Here is a 19,364-nt window from a genome sequence, read left to right as displayed (position 1 = left end):
CTGGTTTTGTTTCATTCAGATAAAATCATTGGTTAACCATCAAATCCATGTATAATATATGGGAGTTTCATCATGTCGTATATCGTTTGAAAGGAGTAGGTTATGTCAAATAATCGAATAGACCCAAAAGACCCAAGATTTAAAATTGCTCATCGCGAAGCGTGGATCGGGGTCATTCTTGTACTTTTTAATTTTGCTTGGTGGTACGGGTTTGCTTATGGGTTAGGATCAAAACCGGTCGAAGAGTATACCTATGTCTTTGGACTGCCGGCATGGTTTTTCTATAGCTGTGTCGTTGGCTTCCTTGTCATGGTTGTTCTCGTGATTATTGTCGTCAAGGGATTTTTTACAGATGTCTCGTTTGATGATGAGAAGGAGGATGGCACTGAATGAACTGGCCTGTCATCATTCCTCTATTTATTTTTTTATTATCGATCTTTGTCGTCGGTTATTGGTCCTCACGTTATATCAAGAAGTCCGATCATTTTCTTCAAGAGTACTTTCTTGGCAGTAGAGAACTTGGAGGATTTATCTTGGCCATGACGATGATTGCTACATATGGAAGTGCTTCAAGCTTTATTGGAGGGCCTGGAATTGCTTATACGCAAGGTCTTGGCTGGGTGCTGCTTGCTATGGCTCAAGTGGCGACTGGCTATTTTGTACTAATGGTTCTCGGAAAGAAATTTGCGATCTATGCAAGAAAGTACGAAGCGATTACCCTCGTTGATTTCTTAAGAAAACGATACGGGAGTAAATGGGTCGTTCTTTTTTCATCGTTTAGTATTATTATTTTCTTATTTTCCGCCATGACCGCACAATGGGTCGGTGGAGCTCGTTTAATTGAATCGCTCACAGGGCTTTCGTATACTAGCGCATTATTTTTGTTTGCGATTACGGTATTGTTTTATGTGATAATTGGAGGCTTCCGCGCCGTTGCTTTAACAGATACAATCCAAGGGGTTGTGATGGTGTTTGGGACTCTCGTTATTTTAATTGGAACCATTATTGCTGGAGGCGGAATCAACAATATTATCCAAGACTTAATTGCTGAGAATCCGAATCTTGTCACACCGTATGGACATGATGGCAGTTTAACTCCAGCTTATGTCTCCTCTTTTTGGATTTTAGTGGGGGTTGGTGTCGTTGCCTTACCTCAAGTGACCGTGCGTGCGATGTCTTATAAAAATGCTAAAGCTATGCACCGTGCCCTTATTACAGGGACAATTGTTGTTGGTTTCATTATGTTAGGGATGCATTTAATTGGCGTATTTGCTCGTCCCATTTTGCCTGGTATTGAAGTGGCTGATTCGGTCATGCCGCTCATTACGCTTGAAGTGTTACCACCATGGCTTGCTGGAATTGTGTTAGCGGCACCAATGGCTGCTATTATGTCGACGGTTGATTCACTTCTATTATTAGTTAGCTCAACTGTCGTGAAGGATGTCTATTTAAACTATATTAAGCCAGAAGCAAGCAACAAAAAAGTAAAACAGGTAACGATTGCTGTGACGTCAATTCTCGGTGTACTCGTATTTATGTTGGCACTAAGCCCACCTGACCTATTGATTTGGTTAAATTTATTCGCGTTCGGCGGATTAGAGGCCGCCTTTATCTGGCCTGTTATTATGGGTCTGTATTGGCAACGAGGAAATAAATACGGCGCCCTATCATCCATGATCGTTGGGGTATCTACTTATATTCTCATCCATACGTTTGCACCCAATGTATTCGGTGTACACACAGTAGTCTTTCCGATTCTGTTATCACTCGTCGCCTTTGTGGTTATGAGCCTTGTCACCAAAGAAACCAATGAAGCTGCCCTTTAGCGGGTAGCTTCTTTAATTAATAGCTTTTGCGTTGATAAATTTTAACAACGAAATGAACATTCACCTTCTTACAAGACACAAGCAAGTGGAAAAGGTATAATAAATAGCGATGATGACATAGAAATAGGAGTTAACTTACAATGTATCAAAACTTACAAGAATGTATTTTAGACCTAGAAAAAAGTGGACAATTAATCCGAATAAAAGAAGAAGTCGACCCTCATCTTGAGATGGCGTCGATTCATATGAAAGTTTTTGAAGCAAAAGGACCAGCAATTTTATTTGAAAATGTCAAAGGCTCTAATTATCCTGCGGTTTCTAATTTATTTGGTACGGTAGAGCGAAGTAAGTATATGTTCCGTAAGACATGGAAAACAACACAAGATATTATTGGATTAAGAAATGATCCAATGAGTGCGTTAAAGAACCCATTTAAGCATGTGGGTGTAGGGATTGGTGCGTCTAAAGCGCTGCCACAAAAGAAAGCTAAACTTCCTAATGAATTTAAAGAAATTCAAATTTCAGACCTGCCGTTAATTCAGCATTGGCCTGAAGATGGTGGTGCTTTTGTTACGTTGCCCCAAGTTTATTCAGAGGACCCAGAAAAACCTGGTATTATGAATGCGAACTTAGGGATGTACCGTGTACAGTTAAGTGGGAACGATTATGAATTAAATAAAGAAATCGGCTTGCACTATCAAATCCATCGTGGAATTGGTGTCCATCAAGCAAAAGCAACAAAGCTCGGTCAACCTTTAAAAGTTAGCATCTTTATTGGCGGTCATCCGTCTCATACATTATCAGCTGTGATGCCACTTCCTGAAGGATTAAGTGAAATGACCTTCGCGGGCATGCTTGCGGGTCGCCGCTTCCGTTACAGCTATGTCGATGGGTATTGCATTAGTCACGACGCTGACTTTGTGATCACAGGGGAGATTCATCCTGGTCAAACAAAGCCTGAAGGACCATTCGGTGACCACTTAGGTTATTATAGTTTGACACATGAGTTTCCATTAATGAATGTACACAAAGTGTATGCAAAAGAAAATTCAGTGTGGCCATTTACTGTGGTTGGTCGACCACCGCAAGAAGATACGGCTTTTGGTGATTTGATTCACGAATTGACAGGGGATGCCGTCAAAGAAGAGATTCCTGGTGTAAAAGAAGTCCATGCGGTAGATGCAGCTGGCGTGCATCCATTATTATTTGCCATTGGCAGTGAACGTTACACGCCATATCAAAAAGTGAAGCAACCAGCTGAGCTTCTGACGATTTCTAATCGCATTCTTGGTACAGGTCAACTAAGTCTAGCAAAGTATCTATTTATTGCAGCAGAGGAAGAAACACCACTTACGACTCATAATGAACAAGAATTTCTCGCTTATATACTCGAGCGTATTCATTTGCATCGCGATCTTCATTTCCAAACGAACACAACAATTGATACGCTAGATTATTCGGGAACGGGATTAAACACAGGTAGCAAGGTGGTCATCGCTGCTTGTGGAGATAAAATAAGAGATTTATGCGAAGATGTACCAGAGGCATTACGAGATCTTCAAGGTTTTACGAATCCAAACATGATCATGCCAGGAGTAGTTGCCTTAGAAGCATCAAAATTCGAATCATACGATCAAGCTGAATCTGAAATGAATGATCTTAGCACAGCTATCGATAAAAAAGGCTCGCCTGCAGACTGTCCGTTAATCATTGTGTGTGATGACAGCACATTCATGAGTGAAACATTTAGCAACTTCCTATGGGCGACATTTACACGCAGCAATCCTTCCCATGACATGTATGGGGTAAATAGTTCAACTGTCCATAAGCATTGGGGTTGTGACAACCTAATCATCGACGCACGCATTAAACCCCACCATGCTCCACCACTGATTCCAAATGTTGAAGTCGAGGAGAAAGTGACGAAGAGATTTGCAGAGAATGCTCAGTTAAAAGAAGTACTAAAATCATAGTTTTTATTTTTAAGAGCCATGCATGGTGATGCGTGGCTCTTTATTTTTACTAGTCATATTAAAATCTATCACTCATATACTAATAGTGTAAGCGTTTCACTTATTGGTAGTTGTTCGTTTAAAAATTTGTTATGTTCTGGGAGGAAGGTATAGATGATTTACGCAAAACCAAATGACATCAATTCTTTAGTGAGTTTTAAGGAAAAGTACGGGAATTTTATTGGGGGAGAATGGACAGCCCCTGTGAAAGGTCAATATTTCGAGGCGATCACCCCTGTGACTGGTCAATCATTCTGTGAAGTTCCGCGCTCAACAGCTGAAGATATTGAACTAGCACTTGATGCAGCACACGCGGCAAAAGAGACTTGGGGGAAAACATCAGTTGCCGAACGATCCCTAGTCCTTAATCGAATTGCTGATCGCATGGAAGAAAACCTAGAAATGCTCGCGGTCGCTGAGACATGGGATAACGGAAAAGCGATTCGTGAAACATTGAATGCTGATTTACCATTGGCAATTGATCATTTCCGTTATTTCGCTGGAGTCATTCGCGCAGAAGAGGGAGCAATAAGTCAAATTGATCAAGATACGGTAGCCTATCATTTTCAGGAACCACTTGGCGTGGTAGCGCAAATTATCCCTTGGAACTTCCCTCTGTTAATGGCTACGTGGAAAATAGCACCAGCCTTAGCTGCCGGAAATTGCATTGTCTTAAAACCCGCTGAACAAACACCAGCATCGATTCTTGTCTTGTTAGAGCTAATAGGAGACATACTTCCACGAGGTGTGCTGAATGTAGTAAACGGATTTGGCCTTGAAGCAGGCAAACCACTTGCAACAAGTAAACGAGTTTCAAAAGTAGCCTTTACAGGTGAGACGTCAACCGGACGCCTTATCATGCAGTATGCGTCTGAAAACCTTATTCCTGTGACTTTAGAACTCGGCGGGAAATCTCCAAATATATTCTTTGAAGATGTGATGGACAAGGATGATGAGTATTTAAATAAAGCGGTAGAAGGAATGGTACTCTTTGCTTTAAATCAAGGGGAAGTCTGCACGTGTCCATCTCGAGCGTTAATCCATGAATCAATCTATGATGCATTTATGAATCGAGCGATGAAGCGGATTGCAGAAATTAAAACGGGTAACCCTCTTGATACAGAAACAATGATGGGAGCACAATCTTCTGAGGAACAATTAGACAAAATTCTGTCCTATATGGAGATCGGAAAGAAAGAAGGAGCAGAGTGTTTGATTGGCGGAGGTAGAAACTATCTATCAGGCGATTTCCAAGATGGCTATTACGTCAAGCCTACCGTTTTTAAAGGCCATAATAACATGAGAATCTTTAGAGAAGAGATCTTTGGACCTGTTCTGTCTGTTACAACCTTTAAAGATACAGAGGAGGCTCTAGCTATTGCCAATGATACGAATTACGGTCTAGGTGCAGGAGTTTGGACACGAGACATGAACACCGCCTACCGAATGGGACGCAACATTCAATCAGGTCGCGTGTGGACGAACTGCTTCCATGCCTACCCAGCCCATGCAGCGTTTGGTGGATACAAAATGTCAGGCGTCGGACGAGAGAATCACAAAATGATGCTCAATAGCTACCAACAGACGAAGAATTTACTAGTCAGTTATAGTAATGAGGCGCAAGGGTTCTTTTAAATATATAAAAAAGCGGCAGGAAAAATCATCCTGCTGCTTCTTTATTATGATGAAGATAGGACGAACATCAATAAATAAGACGGATGATTGTTGATATTGATATACCGATATAAAAATATTAGAGTGTAATGCCGTGATTTTTTTCATTTTCAGTCGATATAATTATTATAATATATTTTTTGGGAGGGTAAATCATTACATAAAAAAAAGACATCCAAAAGGACGTCTTTTTATGCGTTTTGCGGCGAGAGACAGCACACCACATTGTGCTTTGCTTAAAAGCGTGTCAATCTCGTCTTATGCAAATGAGCTCATCGCTAGATAACTATATCATTTATTGATGTGAAAAGGAAGTGGGGATAGGCAATGATAATCAAGTTTATTATACAAGTAAACCAATAAATAACTATTTGTTAAATTTAAGGGAATGAAAATGATGATTCAGCAGTATTTTCGACAATTCTAGTGTAAAACTAAATAATCTTCTCTTAATGTATGATAAACAACGAATACACTGTTATTGTCGGTCTAATAGAGAACTATAAGGTTTTCTTGAAACATACTTTCTATGGTTTAATATATAGGTGTTTTGCATGATGTGCTTAATACCTAAAAAATTATAGGAAGTGTTTACTATTAACAGTGATAATATCGTTTTTAAGATTTCTGTTGGGATTGCAGCTTTGTTTGTAGTAATAGGGGTTGTCATACCTGATCAATTAGGCTTGGCGATGAATGCGGCCCAATCGTTTGTTTTAGAGTCGTTTGGCTGGTTTTATCAGCTCGTAGCAACCTTTTTCTTACTGTTTGCTGCGTTTATGATCTTTAGTAAGTTTGGTAAAATTAAATTAGGCTCACCAGATTCAACACCTGAATATAGTCGTCCAACTTGGTTTGCGATGCTATTTTCAGCGGGTATGGGAATCGGTCTTTTATTTTACGGAGTATCTGAACCGATCTCACATTTTTCAACTCCACCAATGGGAGAGGGAGGAACGGAAACCTCAGCTGTCATGGGAATGCGCTACACTTGGCTACACTGGGGACTTCATGCATGGGCGATTTATGCAATCGTTGCTATGGCGCTTGCCTATCAAAAGTTTAGAAAAGGTGCACCTGGTTTAATGAGCGCAACACTTTACCCTGTAATAGGAGATAAAGTGAAGGGACCGATTGGTCATACAATTGATATTATTGCAATTTTCTCTACATTATTCGGAGTCGCAGCATCTCTTGGTCTAGGATCACAGCAAATAAATGCCGGATTATCTTACTTAATTGGAATTCCTAATAACTTTGGCGTGCAGATGTTAATTATGGGCATTATCACCGTTCTCTTCATCATCTCAGCTAACACTGGGATTTCAAAAGGGATCAAATACTTAAGTAACATAAATATGTCGCTTGCCGTGTTATTAGTTTTAGCGGTGCTGATCTTAGGACCGACGTTATTTATATTGAATATGTTCACAACAAGTCTAGGTGGCTATATCCAGAATTTCATTCCAATGGGGTTAAGATTATCACCATTTGATGAGACGGAAGCAGCATGGACGCAAGGGTGGACAGTTTTTTACTGGGCATGGTGGATTTCTTGGACTCCATTTGTCGGAATGTTCATTGCTCGAGTATCTAAAGGTAGAACGATCCGTGAATTTACAATAGCCGTGATTCTAGTGCCATCGCTTGTATGCGCGATTTGGTTCACTGTATTCGGTGGAACAGGGATCTTCCTTGAATTGACGCAAGGAGTAGATGTATCTAATCAATCACTTGAAACAGCGTTATTCTATGTCTATCAGCAATTGCCACTAGGAGCAATTCTTTCTGTATTAACGATTGCTTTGATTACAACGTTCTTTGTTACTTCAGCCGACTCAGCAACGTTCGTACTAGGGATGTTATCAACGGGGGGAAGCCTAAACCCATCTAGTAAAGTAAAGATTACATGGGGAATCATTCTAGTTGCAGCAACAAGCGTCTTAATGGCTTCAGGAGGTCTAGCAGGACTCCAAACAGCGATTATCGTTAGTGCATTGCCTTTAACCATAATTATTCTTGTCATGTGTTATGGACTAGTGAAGGCGTTAAACAAAGACTTGAAAGAAATAAATCAAGTAAAATCAAAAATAGAACTTAAAAAAGAAAAAGTGAGTTAAAGAAAAAAGTTGACCTGACACAGAGATGTGATTAGGTCAACTTTTTGTGATACAACAGGGGGAGATATGATGATTCGAGGTTCATGGAAAGCGTTAGTATGGATTGGAATAGCTGAATTATGCGCATTAAGCTTGTGGTTTAGTGCTTCCGTTATATCCACCGAACTCATTCAAGTATGGAATCTTACCTCCAATTCAGAAGCATGGTTATCTGCTTCTGTCCCAATTGGTTTTGTAATAGGTGCATTAGTTAGTTCAACTTTTGGGATAGCAGATCGTTTTAATCCTCGAAAGGTTTTTGCCGTTTCAGCGTTTCTAGGCGCATTGTTTAATGTCTCAATTATACTAGTAGATCATGCTTTTATCGGTATCCTACTTAGGATATTAACTGGTTTATCACTGGCTGGTGTATACCCGATAGCTGTAAAAATTTTATCACAATGGTTTCCAAAAAAGCGTGGGCTTGCTATTGGTATACTAATAGCCGCATTAACTCTAGGGTCCTCTTTGCCACATTTTATTGTGATATTCTCTACTTCTTTAAATTGGCAATTAGTGATAATTTGTAGTTCACTATTAGCACTACTGGCAGCCATTATTGTCCGTTGGGTTTTAGAAGATGCTCCAGTAACAACTAAGAAATTACCTTTCTCTTTTAAATTAATTAAAAAGGTAGTATCGAATAAACCAGTCATGCTTGCGAACTACGGTTACTTTGGGCATATGTGGGAATTGTATGCGATGTGGACGTGGATTCCTATCTTTTTGACTGCTAGTTTTACAAGCTATTCACCATTTATTTCTCCTTGGTTTATTGCTCTATCCTCTTTTATTACAATCGGAATTGCAGGGGGAATTGGTAGTGTAGTAGGTGGACTAGTCTCAGATAAAATTGGAAGAGCCAACTTAACCATTATTTCTATGTTTATCAGTGCTATTTGCTGTATCTTGATTGGTTTTACTTTTGGTCAATATATATGGTTAACTCTAAGCCTTTCTATCATTTGGGGAATGTCTGTCATTTCAGATTCTGCCCAATTTTCTGCCGTCGTTTCAGAAGTAGCAGAAGTTGAGTATGTAGGAACAGCTCTTACTTTTCAAATGTGCATTGGTTTCCTAATCACTATATTTTCTATCAACCTAATACCTATTATTCAGAGGTTAGTTGGTTGGGAGTGGGTCTTTGCCTGTTTAGCGATTGGACCGATTCTTGGTATTGTATCTATGGTCCGATACAAAAGGTATGAATTTAATAGAGTCAAATGAAGGGAATTAAATGCCTCTTCTAGAAGTAAATATTTCATAAGGAAGCTAACGACTTTATTATATTAAACTTAGAAATGATTGTTATGAATTAATTTAAATTTACATAAATGGAGGAATTTAAGAGACATGTCAAACATTCCGTCAGTTTTAAACAATTTGAGAATGCCCGTTATCGGTTCACCGCTTTTCATTATTAGTAATCCCAAGCTCGTAATTGAGCAATGTAAAGCTGGGGTTGTTGGCTCCATGCCTGCATTGAATGCAAGGCCTGCTTCTCAGCTAGATGAATGGCTAGCGGAAATTACTGAAGAACTCGCAGCTTATAATGCACAAAATCCAGAGAGACCAGCAGCACCTTTTGCGATTAATCAAATCGTACATAAGAGCAATGATAGATTGGAACAAGATATGGAATTATGTGTAAAGTATAAGGTTCCTATTATCATTACTTCCCTTGGTGCTCGTGAAGAGGTCAATCTCGCCGCACACAGCTACGGTGGAATTGTTTTTCACGATGTCATTAATAATAAGTTTGCACACAAAGCCATTGATAAAGGAGCGGATGGGTTGATTGCAGTCGCAGCAGGAGCTGGCGGACATGCAGGGGACAAGAGCCCGTTTGCATTAATCCAAGAAATCCGTGAGTGGTATACTGGACCATTAGCTTTGGCTGGCTCTATTGCCAATGGAAACGCAGTCCTTGCTGCTCAAGCCATGGGTGCAGATTTTGCTTATATTGGTTCACCCTTTATTGCTACACATGAAGCTCGAGCGATCGAGGAATATAAACAGGCGATTATTGAGTGTACTTCTGATGACATCGTCAATAGCAATCTATTTACTGGTGTCCATGGGAACTATCTTGCCCCATCCATCCGCGCTGCTGGTTTGGACCCGAATGCACTACCGGAAAGTGACCCATCTAAGATGAATTTTGGGGGAGAAGGAAAATCAAAGGCTTGGAAGGATATTTGGGGTAGTGGTCAAGGTATTGGAGCAATTAAAGAGGTAACTAGTACCAGAGAATATATTGATAAACTGCACCAAGAGTATGTGGCCGCAAGAGAGCGGTTATTAAATACAAGTGGAGAATTTGCGAGATAATAGAGAAATAGCCCTTTTTTCTTTTAAAAGAGGGCTATTCTTTATGCTCTATTTACTAAGATTGATAATAACAAGTGATGGTTTTCTGGAATGGGAAGAAGAGGAACCTATTATAGATAGCTAGAGAATACTCGTGCAGCGGATTGATAAGACAAGATAATTACATAGACCAGATGGACCATATAGAAGTTTACATAATACATAGTGAATGTTCTAAAGGGAGGATTTATTGCTAGGTGATATAATTTATTGTTTAAAGTGAGTAGTTATCGTCTAAATTACTAAATTATCGTTCAATTAATAATAACATATCATTGTAGTTGATGGCGGGGCAACTAATTCATTTTAAATCTTACTTAAGAGGAAAGCTAATGCTTTCCCCTTTTTGCATGGTGCGCCCGGCATGGGTGATAACTTGGAGGCAAAATCCCGAACTGACGAACAGAAATTGTATAGAAGGCTGAATTGGGATGAGGCTATGGTGTCAAACCCCCCACCACACTAATGCTGTATCTAACTGGGGGACAGTCACCAAACCCAAATAGATGGAATGTGAAAAAACTCGTTTTTTGTCAGAAATAATAGATTTTTGACATGTTTATGTAATATAATAGTATTAAGTTCAAAAAAATAATAAAAGACTGTTTTACGATAATAGCAAACTTATTGAAAAATAAGGACGCAAAGCCGCGGGCCTAAAGTGAAATAACCATGGTAGCCGGGTTGCCGAAAGAAACTGATATGGGTGGATATCTGTTTTTTTAGGGTATCCACCTTTATTATTTTCAAAGGAAAAATTTACTATTTGTAATATGTTGAGTCTGAAAATATTGAAAAATATACGAACATCCATGAAAGGAGTAATCTCAATGTATAATGAAGAACCTGATATAAGAAAAATGATGCAGTTATCAGAAAAAACGATTGGTGAATTAACAGAGCGATATGACTATTTAATGGATGAACTTAAATTTGCAAGAAATGCCTTTGAGTTTGAAAAAACGTCAGAGATTAAAATGAAGATCGTCTATATTATAGAAGAGTTAAAGGTTAGAGATAAATCCAGTGTTGAAGAATAGACTTTGAAAGCGGAAATTACTATAGTCACCCCCTATTTAAATTTTTATATACATTATCATATCAAATTGTATGTTTTAAGGAGAAAGAGTTATGAAATATAATGAACCTGATCTGAAAGAAGTTATAAAAAAATTTGAGTTACTTTTGAAAAGTCCAGATTCAATTGACTCTTTGTATGAATTTAAAAATTTTTTGAAAAACATTATAAGAACAAAGCCAAAGTCATTGCCCACGCCTACAGCTGAATTTATGTCAATTATTCAACGAAAGAAGCCAGTTGTATTTAAGTTATTGAAGCAACAGGCACAACAAAGTATGTACCTCTATATTTTAACTGATATCAATATGAATTATGAAGATGCGGAAAGAAACCTCGAGAGAACAAAAAGTAAGCTTAGGTGAATTATAGATTTGTATTAACCTATTTTAGCAAGTAATTTCAGAGTAAGGAGCTATAAAGAATGTTGATCAGTAAAGATCTGAGCATGATAAAACGAAAGATCGTATTAACATTTCTCCTTTTTTCTTCTCTTAGTTTGGTCTTACTTATTACTGGGTGTTTTTCTAATCAAAGTGCGCAGGAGCAGGAAGTGATAGATACTACTGTGACGGTTGCAGAGGAAGATCAAGGACAAGAGGTAATGTATGAAAATAGTATTGTTGGAGTAAGAGTTTACAAGACACCGGAATGAGAATTTGCAAAAACAGTTGTTATAGGAACTTGAAGTGGATAAGCCTTTAAAATCGGAGAAAAAAGAAGTAGACATAATATATATTATCGGAACCAATAAAAATATCATGAATCTTGTATCACAGCCTAAGTAAACTTTAAGTTTTGAGACGGGAGATCAATTTTAATGAGATAACATATTTATTAGATGATCAGTTTTTTATCAATTGACTGGACTAACTATTGATTACTAACTTCAAATATTGACTATAGTCAATATTTTTGTCGCTTTACAATCGCTCTACAGATGCAAGCTTACTTAAAGACCTTATGAACTGTTGTAATCATCTTATCTTTCGTAAGTTTACATAATGTTTTTATGTACTACTTCATCTATTTCTTTGTTTTAATATCAAACTTAATTCGTATGATTTTGACTTCTGTGCATATGATTTAGTACGACGCTTGTCCTTCATCCTGTTATTTGACAGTGCTATTAACGAGAATTACAATAAAATTGGAGTATGTTACCAATTCAGTCCCTCTATTACGTTATGAAAGGAACTATACTATGACCCGTGAACATGGTTGGATGATGCTTCGGACTTTAGTCATTGTACTTGCTATTATTGGTCTTAGTTGGCTTGTAATAAAAGTTTTTTCTGTTACGTATCCGTTTTGGATCGCTGCATTTCTAGCCTGGTTCTTGCAGCCGTGTGTTCGATTTATGCAAAAGAAATTTAAAATCAGCACAGGTTTTTCCAGTTTTTTTGGCTTACTTGTAGGCATTGTTCTCGTGAGTTCCGTGGTAACTGGGACTGTTTTTCTTATAATTTATAGTCTCCAAACTTTCTTTGCTCAGATTCCTGGATGGATTGAATCGTCTTCTGTTTCTTTTCAGCTCTATTTCAATGAGGTCATCTTCCCCTTCTGGCAGCAAATCTTAGGGGTTTTTAATACCTTTACCTATGAAGAGCAAGAAGCATTAAGGCAAAGTATTGTTCAACTTGGGTCTCAAGTCGGCAGTATGCTCGGTCAAGTTGGTCAAGGAATTGTCGATCGAATCACCCATATTTTATTAGGAGTACCTACTTTTTTAGTCGCTTTTATTTTTATGGTGTTGAGTATTTATTTTATGGGTAAGCAATGGAATTTTTATCAAGAACGATTTCGTCATGCGGTCCCTGCTTCTTTATTAGTTATGTTAAAGAATTTTTGGATTGCTGTCCGCCACCGCTTATGGGGACTTGTGAAAGCACAAGTGATTATGATGGTGATTACTGGTGTAATCGTCTTAATCGGTCTGTTCATTTTGAATGTAGAGCACGCTATCACATTAGCCGTTGTTATCGGCATTGCTGAACTGCTCCCTTACTTAGGAACTGGTACGATTCTTGTTCCATGGCTTGTTTATTTGTTCATTACTGGTCAGTTGACTCAGGCAATTGGATTGTCGATCTTATACGGCATTATCGTCATTGTGAGGCAACTAATTGAGCCGAAAATTCTTTCCTCTAACTTAAATTTAAATCCTGTTGCTGTATTAGTGTCGCTCTTTGTTGGGTTGCAATTATTTGGCGCTCTTGGATTATTGATTGGTCCTGTCATTTTAGTGTTTATTGTTATTATGTATGATATTGGTGTCGTCCACTCAATCATGCGTTTTATCAAAGAAGGATGGGCGAAAGAAGTATAAAAAAGCTGAACCAGAATTGGTTCAGCTTTTTCTTATGCGTCTTTTTTGCCACTCGTTTGATGCTGCCACACTTCAATCACTAAACCATCTCGTTGTATATCAACAGCAAATGATCCGTTTGAATAACGATCGCTGTTGCGATAACTAAATGGTCGAATGGTTTCTCTTAACCCTTTTTCAGTCAGTAATTCAATCTCTGTTTGGTTCGTTACTTTCTTACACGCAATAAGACGATGTGGATTTGCTTTTAATTCGCGCAACATCACAAGTCCTCGTTTTGCGCGCGAGGATCGATCGAATTCGGTGTTCACCATCCTCTTAACAGCTCCGCGATGTGTAACGATAAATAGATCAATTTTTTCTCCTTTATTAAAGGAGCATGCATCGATCACTTGATCATTCTCTTTCAAGTTAATGGCCTTAACTCCAGCGGCTCTTTGTCCAACAAGACTTACTTCATCCTCACCAAACCATAACCCGTAGCCTAAGTGTGTAGAGATAAACAAATCTTGCTCTCCCTTCGTTCTCATAATCGCTATAACCTCGTCATCGCCTTTTAGCTTCAATGCCATGAGTGGTTTTGAAAAACGTTGAGCTTGATAAAGCGAGAGTTGAGAACGTTTGGCCATACCATGTTTCGTAATAAATAGTAGTGACTCCGACTCAGAAAATTCTTTCACAGCCATCGCTTTCATAATGCAGTCATCGCGATCAAGACTGACTAAGTTTGCGATATGTTGTCCATTGTCTTTCCAACGTATATCCGGTAACTGATGAACAGGAACATATAGATAACTGCCGAGCTTCGTAAAGAGAAGCAACGTATCCGTCGTATTCATCTCAAGTCGATCGAGTAAACGGTCACCTTCTTTCATCCCTGGTGGTTCCCCGTTTGATGCGGTATAAGAACGGATACTTGTTCGTTTCACGTATCCTTCCTCCGTAACGGTCACCATCACGTCTTCAGATGCAATCAGGACTTCCATATTAATCTTAATCTCTTCTATTTGATCTTTAATAATAGTCCGTCTTGGATCAGCAAATTGCTTCTTAATTGTTTGAAGGCCTTTCTTAATCACAGAGATAAGCTTTTTCTCACTACCAAGAATCGCTTCCAATTCATGAATGCGACGCTCTAAGTCTGCTGCTTCTTCCTCTAGTGTTGTAATATCCGTATTCGTTAAACGATATAACTGCAACGTTACGATTGCTTCTGCTTGAGCTTCTGAGAAAACAAATTCTTTAATAAGGTTAGCTTTAGCATCTTTTTTATCTTTGGAAGAACGAATCGTTGCAATCACTTCATCTAAAACGGAGATTGCTTTAATCAAGCCCTCTACGATATGCTGACGGTCTTTTGCTTTTTTTAGGTTATATTCTGCACGCCGAGTGGCAACGTCTTTCTGATGATCGATATAAGCTTGTATGAGTGATTGTAAGCCCATAAGCTTCGGTGTTTTATTGTGAATCGCGACCATATTGAAATTATATGTTACTTGAAGATCGGTATTTTTCAATAAATAATGCAGAATGGCTTGCGCGTCTGCTTCTTTTTTTAGTTCGACGACAATACGTAAGCCTGTACGGTCGGTATCATCACGAACTTCAGCAATACCGTCTACTTTTTTATCAAAGCGGAGCTCATCCATTTTCTTAACTAAATTTGCTTTAACGACTTCATAAGGAATCTCTGTGATTGTAATTTGTTGCCTACCACCACGTAATTCTTCCATCTCAGTCTTAGCCCGCACAATGACTTTACCTTTTCCAGTTCGATACGCTTGACGAATGCCGTCAATACCTTGAACGGTTCCGCCTGTTGGGAAATCTGGGCCTTTAATGACATTCATTAGTTCATTTAACGTCGTCTCAGGCTTCTCCATTTGCATAATAACGCCATCGATGACCTCATCTAGATGATGCGGCGGGATATCTGTTGCATATCCCGCTGAAATACCAGTTGATCCATTAGCAAGGAGGTTCGGAAACATCGCTGGTAACACGACCGGCTCATCTTCCGAATCATCAAAGTTAGGGATGAAGTCGACGGTTTCTTTGTCGATATCACGTAGTAGCTCAGAAGAGATTTTTGAGAGTCTAGCTTCCGTATAACGCATAGCTGCAGGAGGATCACCATCAATCGACCCGTTATTTCCGTGCATATCAACTAGCAAGTTACGCACTTTCCAATCCTGGCTCATTCGAATCATCGCTTCATATACGGATGAATCACCATGTGGATGGTAGTTACCTATGACATTACCAACCGTTTTTGCTGACTTACGAAACGGCTTATCAAAGGTATTCCCTTCGCGGTACATTGCATATAAAATTCTTCGCTGAACAGGTTTTAACCCATCCCGTGCATCTGGTAGTGCACGCTCTTGAATAATGTATTTACTATATCGACCGAACCTGTCGCCAATAACTTCTTCTAAAGGAAGGTCTAAGTAACGCTCTGTTTGTGACACCCTTATTCCTCCTCTACTACAGCTAAGTTTTCATTTTCTAAGATGTTTGTTTCTTCTTCAAGTCCAAAAGCAACATTGTTTTCAATCCATTTTCTTCGTGGTTCAACTTTGTCGCCCATGAGCGTTGTCACACGCCTCTCTGCTCTTGCAACATCATCAATTTTTACGCGAATCAATGTTCTTGTCTCAGGGTCCATCGTCGTTTCCCATAATTGAGTCGCGTTCATTTCCCCTAGACCTTTATAACGTTGAAGCGTATATCCGCGTCCAACTTTATCGGTTGCTGTTTTTAGTTCACGCTCATCCCAAGCATATTCAATGATCTCTTTTTTACCAGAGCCTCTACTTACTTTATAAAGGGGAGGAAGCGCAATATATATTTTCCCTGCTTCGAACAGAGGACGCATGTAGCGGTAGAAGAAAGTAAGAAGCAGTACTTGAATATGAGCTCCATCTGTATCCGCATCTGTCATAATGACGACTTTATCGTAGTTTACATCATCTAAATCAAAATCTGATCCAACACCTGCACCTATTGTATGGATGATTGTGCGGATTTCTTCGTTTTTCATAATGTCTTCGAGTTTCGCTTTTTCTGTATTAATTACTTTACCGCGAAGAGGTAGTACCGCTTGGAATTTACGGTCACGTCCTTGTTTGGCCGAACCACCAGCAGAATCTCCCTCCACCAGAAACAATTCATTGCGTTTAGGGTTTTTAGATTGAGCTGGCGTTAGCTTACCGCTAAGTAAGACATCTCTCCGCTTACTCTTCTTTCCGTTTCGCGCATCTTCACGAGCTTTTCGAGCCGCTTCTCTTGCTTGAGCTGCTTTAATAGCTTTTTTTATCAGCATTGAACTTATATCTGGATTTTCCTCAAAGAAGTAAGACAGCTTCTCTGAAACGACGCTATCTACGGCAGAACGTGCTTCAGACGTACCTAGTTTACTCTTTGTTTGGCCTTCAAACTGAAGTTTCGCCTCAGGTACACGAACAGAAACAATGGACGTAAATCCTTCACGAATATCAGAGCCATCCAAATTTTTATCTTTTTCTTTTAATAACTTTGTTTTTCTTGCGTATTCATTAACGGCACGTGTCATCGCAGCTTTTGCACCTAATTCATGCGTTCCTCCATCACGAGTTCGGACGTTGTTAACGAAAGATAGCACGCTCTCTGTATAGCCATCATTAAACTGAAAAGCGAGTTCAACTTCGATCTCAAGATGCTCACCGCTAAGAAATACGACAGGATGAAGGGTTTCTTTGCCTTCATTGAGGTATTCAACAAACGCTTCAATACCGCTCTCATAACAAAAGGTCTCTGTTGCTTGTTCTCCACGTAAGTCGAGTAGTTCAATTTCTAATCCTTTTTGGAGAAAAGCAGCCTCGCGTAATCGTTCTGTCAATGTTTCAAAATTGTACGTCGTCACACTGAAGATAGACGGATCCGGCTTAAAATGAATCGTCGTACCCGTTTTTTTTGTTTTCCCTTTTTTCTCAAGTGTGGTCGCTGGCTTTCCACCGTTCTCAAAGCGTTGCTTATACACCATACCATCACGCATGATTTCAACTTCTAACCAAACAGATAAAGCATTTACAACAGAGGCACCTACACCATGTAGGCCACCACTAGTCGCATATCCGCCTTGTCCGAATTTACCACCTGCATGTAAGATCGTTAAAATAACTTCTGGGGTTGGTTTTCCTAGTTTGTGCATTCCAACAGGCATTCCGCGTCCTTGATCGGATACAGAGATGCTGTTATCAGGGTGTATTGTAACTTTTATGTACATACCGTAACCTGCTAGTGCTTCATCTACGGCATTATCAACAATTTCATAAACGAGATGGTGAAGGCCTTTTCCATCCGTACTTCCTATATACATACCAGGGCGTTTTCGAACCGCCTCTAATCCCTCTAGTACTTGTATTGCATCATCGTTATATTCAAGGTGTTGTTTCTTTGACAAGATTGGTACTCCTTTCAACATGCTACTCGTATTGTAGCACAAACGAACACACGTTTCTATTATATCTACGTTCACTATCGCCTTTTCTATTGTAGCGGTTATTTCAGTATTCGCAACCTCTTTTCGATAATCCTTCTTTTTTATTAAAAAAGTCATGTCGAATCTTGATGAACGATTCCTAATACCGACGAATTTACGCGTGCTATAATCAAATCAAGGATGAACGATCTACTAACATAGGAGGTTTGCACTTGGATATCCCTTCACTCACGGTACATACACAACGTTTAGAAATTAGGCCGTATCAATATCATGACTATCAAAACTGGTATAACCAATATATTAACCGATTGCCCTCACAGCAACGTTACGATGAGGGGCGCATTGATATGAGTGTGTGCACAGAGCCGTGGTTTTATGAATTGGTCGATCGACATCAACAGGCGATCAAGAGTGATGATTTCTATGTATTTGGCGTCTTTCGGTTAGAAGACGGGGCGCATGTAGGTGTGCTAGATCTTTCCACCTTAATTCGCAATGATTTTCAATGGGGAAGGATTGGCTATACGATTCACAATCAATTCTTTAATCAGGGCTATGGAGGTGAGTCTGTCAAAGCATTATTACGTCTCGCTCACACTAAGCTAAACTATCACCGAATTGAAGCACATATTAATTTAGATAACCATGCTTCGATCGCCTTAGCCAATCGTGTGGGGATGGAATATGAATGCATTCGGAAAGGATTCATCCATGAATTTGGAGAATGGACAGACAATCATATTTTCTATTCTCAACCGATGTCATCATAAAAAAGTGAACGCACGGAATGAAATCATGTGCGTTCGCTTCAGGTACCTTATTTAAATTTCGCATGCTCAACTTTAATGCAACGGTTCATAATCGTTTGAACGCCTTGCTCTTGTAAATAGTCATGTGCTTCTTCGTTCTCGACACCTAGTTGCGCCCAAAATGATTTTGCTCCGATCTGAACGGTGTCTTTCGCGACCTCAGGGAGATGCTCGCTTCTTCTAAATACATTGACAATATCAACTTCGCTCTCAATATCTTGTAATCGCGCAACTGCTTTTTCTCCTAACACTTCATCCACCGTTGGGTTGACAGGTATGATCGTATACCCGGCATTCTGCATCGCCTCTGATACCATATAAGACGTACGTTCAGGGTTTGCAGACAAGCCAACAACAGCAATTCGCTTACTCGTATGTAAAAGCTCTTTAATTTCTTCGTTTGATGGATTTTCTATACCCATTTGAAAACAGCTCCCTATTTAGTGGTTTTGTTATTATTTCTAGTCTCATCATTCATATTCCTGCTTTTCAGTAAGTCTTTATCATTTTACTGAAACAAATATGTATCCTAAACTTCCTAGTGAACTTATAACCGATACTGACTTAGCTCAAACATTGCTCAGTGCCATTTCCTTTTCGATTGTTCATAGGAAGTTTATG

Annotated in this window: 15 protein-coding genes and 1 riboswitch; of the genes, 12 read left to right on the top strand and 3 right to left on the bottom strand. The window is 39.2% G+C overall.

Features of this window, described 5'->3' with window-relative positions:
- The first annotated feature begins 102 nt into the window (after positions 1-102).
- The 11 genes from CDZ88_RS06835 to ytvI all read left to right on the top strand — a co-directional run bounded on the left by CDZ88_RS06835 (position 103) and on the right by ytvI (position 13,448).
- Complete coding sequence (locus CDZ88_RS06835) at positions 103-393, top strand: YhdT family protein (protein ID WP_100372832.1); 291 nt, start codon at positions 103-105, stop codon at positions 391-393.
- Positions 390-1,826 carry a sodium/pantothenate symporter gene (gene panF / locus CDZ88_RS06830; protein ID WP_100372831.1) on the top strand — a complete coding sequence of 479 codons (1,437 nt, stop codon included), beginning with the start codon at positions 390-392 and terminating at the stop codon, positions 1,824-1,826. The genes CDZ88_RS06835 and panF overlap by 4 nt, the downstream gene beginning before the upstream one ends.
- 140 nt (positions 1,827-1,966) lie before the next feature.
- A complete protein-coding gene (locus tag CDZ88_RS06825; protein WP_100372830.1) occupies positions 1,967-3,799 on the top strand; it encodes a UbiD family decarboxylase in 1,833 nt (610 codons plus the stop codon).
- 153 nt (positions 3,800-3,952) lie between these two features.
- Complete coding sequence (gene exaC / locus CDZ88_RS06820) at positions 3,953-5,473, top strand: acetaldehyde dehydrogenase ExaC (RefSeq protein ID WP_100372829.1); 1,521 nt, start codon at positions 3,953-3,955, stop codon at positions 5,471-5,473.
- A gap of 650 nt (positions 5,474-6,123) precedes the next feature.
- On the top strand, positions 6,124-7,632 hold the full coding sequence (locus CDZ88_RS06815) for a glycine betaine uptake BCCT transporter (protein WP_442857113.1): 1,509 nt from the start codon (positions 6,124-6,126) through the stop codon (positions 7,630-7,632).
- A 69-nt stretch (positions 7,633-7,701) separates the two neighbouring features.
- Positions 7,702-8,898, top strand: a complete 1,197-nt coding sequence (locus CDZ88_RS06810) for an MFS transporter (RefSeq protein ID WP_100372828.1) — start codon at positions 7,702-7,704, stop codon at positions 8,896-8,898.
- Between the two features lie 126 nt (positions 8,899-9,024).
- Positions 9,025-10,002, top strand: a complete 978-nt coding sequence (locus tag CDZ88_RS06805) for an NAD(P)H-dependent flavin oxidoreductase (RefSeq protein WP_100372827.1) — start codon at positions 9,025-9,027, stop codon at positions 10,000-10,002.
- A 646-nt stretch (positions 10,003-10,648) separates the two neighbouring features.
- Positions 10,649-10,733: riboswitch (cyclic di-GMP riboswitch) on the top strand.
- A 138-nt stretch (positions 10,734-10,871) separates the two neighbouring features.
- Positions 10,872-11,081, top strand: coding sequence for a hypothetical protein (locus tag CDZ88_RS06800; RefSeq protein ID WP_100372826.1), 210 nt, complete (start codon positions 10,872-10,874; stop codon positions 11,079-11,081).
- A gap of 91 nt (positions 11,082-11,172) precedes the next feature.
- A complete protein-coding gene (locus CDZ88_RS06795) occupies positions 11,173-11,484 on the top strand; it encodes a hypothetical protein (RefSeq protein ID WP_100372825.1) in 312 nt (103 codons plus the stop codon).
- A gap of 59 nt (positions 11,485-11,543) precedes the next feature.
- A complete protein-coding gene (locus tag CDZ88_RS06790; protein WP_100372824.1) occupies positions 11,544-11,774 on the top strand; it encodes a hypothetical protein in 231 nt (76 codons plus the stop codon).
- A 549-nt stretch (positions 11,775-12,323) separates the two neighbouring features.
- Positions 12,324-13,448, top strand: coding sequence for a sporulation integral membrane protein YtvI (gene ytvI, locus CDZ88_RS06785; RefSeq protein ID WP_100372823.1), 1,125 nt, complete (start codon positions 12,324-12,326; stop codon positions 13,446-13,448).
- A 32-nt stretch (positions 13,449-13,480) separates the two neighbouring features.
- Here the strand turns inward: ytvI and parC are convergent, their stop codons facing one another.
- Complete coding sequence (parC, locus tag CDZ88_RS06780; RefSeq protein WP_100372822.1) at positions 13,481-15,919, bottom strand: DNA topoisomerase IV subunit A; 2,439 nt, start codon at positions 15,917-15,919, stop codon at positions 13,481-13,483.
- Between the two features lie 2 nt (positions 15,920-15,921).
- The gene (gene parE, locus CDZ88_RS06775; protein WP_100372821.1) at positions 15,922-17,913 is read right to left on the bottom strand and encodes a DNA topoisomerase IV subunit B; all 1,992 of its coding nucleotides are present in this window, start codon (positions 17,911-17,913) and stop codon (positions 15,922-15,924) included.
- Positions 17,914-18,149: 236 nt separating this feature from the next.
- Here parE and CDZ88_RS06770 point away from each other — a divergent pair, with 236 nt between their 5' ends.
- Entirely contained in the window at positions 18,150-18,704 is a 555-nt protein-coding gene (locus CDZ88_RS06770; protein WP_442857112.1) for a GNAT family N-acetyltransferase, read from the top strand.
- A gap of 47 nt (positions 18,705-18,751) precedes the next feature.
- Here the strand turns inward: CDZ88_RS06770 and CDZ88_RS06765 are convergent, their stop codons facing one another.
- Entirely contained in the window at positions 18,752-19,165 is a 414-nt protein-coding gene (locus CDZ88_RS06765) for a CoA-binding protein (protein WP_100372819.1), read from the bottom strand.
- Positions 19,166-19,364: the final 199 nt, after the last annotated feature.

This window comes from Bacillus sp. FJAT-45037 (genome assembly GCF_002797325.1).
Classification (GTDB): domain Bacteria; phylum Bacillota; class Bacilli; order Bacillales; family Bacillaceae_D; genus Alkalihalophilus.
Note: the sequence above shows the minus strand (reverse complement) of the source record. Positions and strands in the feature narration are given on the sequence as shown.

Coding starts and splice junctions, on each gene's coding strand:
- CDZ88_RS06800 (WP_100372826.1), top strand. CDS start 10,872: ATGTATAATGAAGAACCTGATATAAGAAAAATGATGCAGTTATCAGAA.
- CDZ88_RS06765 (WP_100372819.1), bottom strand. CDS start 19,165: ATGGGTATAGAAAATCCATCAAACGAAGAAATTAAAGAGCTTTTACAT.
- parE (WP_100372821.1), bottom strand. CDS start 17,913: ATGTTGAAAGGAGTACCAATCTTGTCAAAGAAACAACACCTTGAATAT.
- exaC (WP_100372829.1), top strand. CDS start 3,953: ATGATTTACGCAAAACCAAATGACATCAATTCTTTAGTGAGTTTTAAG.
- CDZ88_RS06790 (WP_100372824.1), top strand. CDS start 11,544: ATGTTGATCAGTAAAGATCTGAGCATGATAAAACGAAAGATCGTATTA.
- CDZ88_RS06825 (WP_100372830.1), top strand. CDS start 1,967: ATGTATCAAAACTTACAAGAATGTATTTTAGACCTAGAAAAAAGTGGA.
- ytvI (WP_100372823.1), top strand. CDS start 12,324: ATGACCCGTGAACATGGTTGGATGATGCTTCGGACTTTAGTCATTGTA.
- CDZ88_RS06805 (WP_100372827.1), top strand. CDS start 9,025: ATGTCAAACATTCCGTCAGTTTTAAACAATTTGAGAATGCCCGTTATC.
- CDZ88_RS06795 (WP_100372825.1), top strand. CDS start 11,173: ATGAAATATAATGAACCTGATCTGAAAGAAGTTATAAAAAAATTTGAG.
- panF (WP_100372831.1), top strand. CDS start 390: ATGAACTGGCCTGTCATCATTCCTCTATTTATTTTTTTATTATCGATC.
- CDZ88_RS06810 (WP_100372828.1), top strand. CDS start 7,702: ATGATTCGAGGTTCATGGAAAGCGTTAGTATGGATTGGAATAGCTGAA.
- CDZ88_RS06835 (WP_100372832.1), top strand. CDS start 103: ATGTCAAATAATCGAATAGACCCAAAAGACCCAAGATTTAAAATTGCT.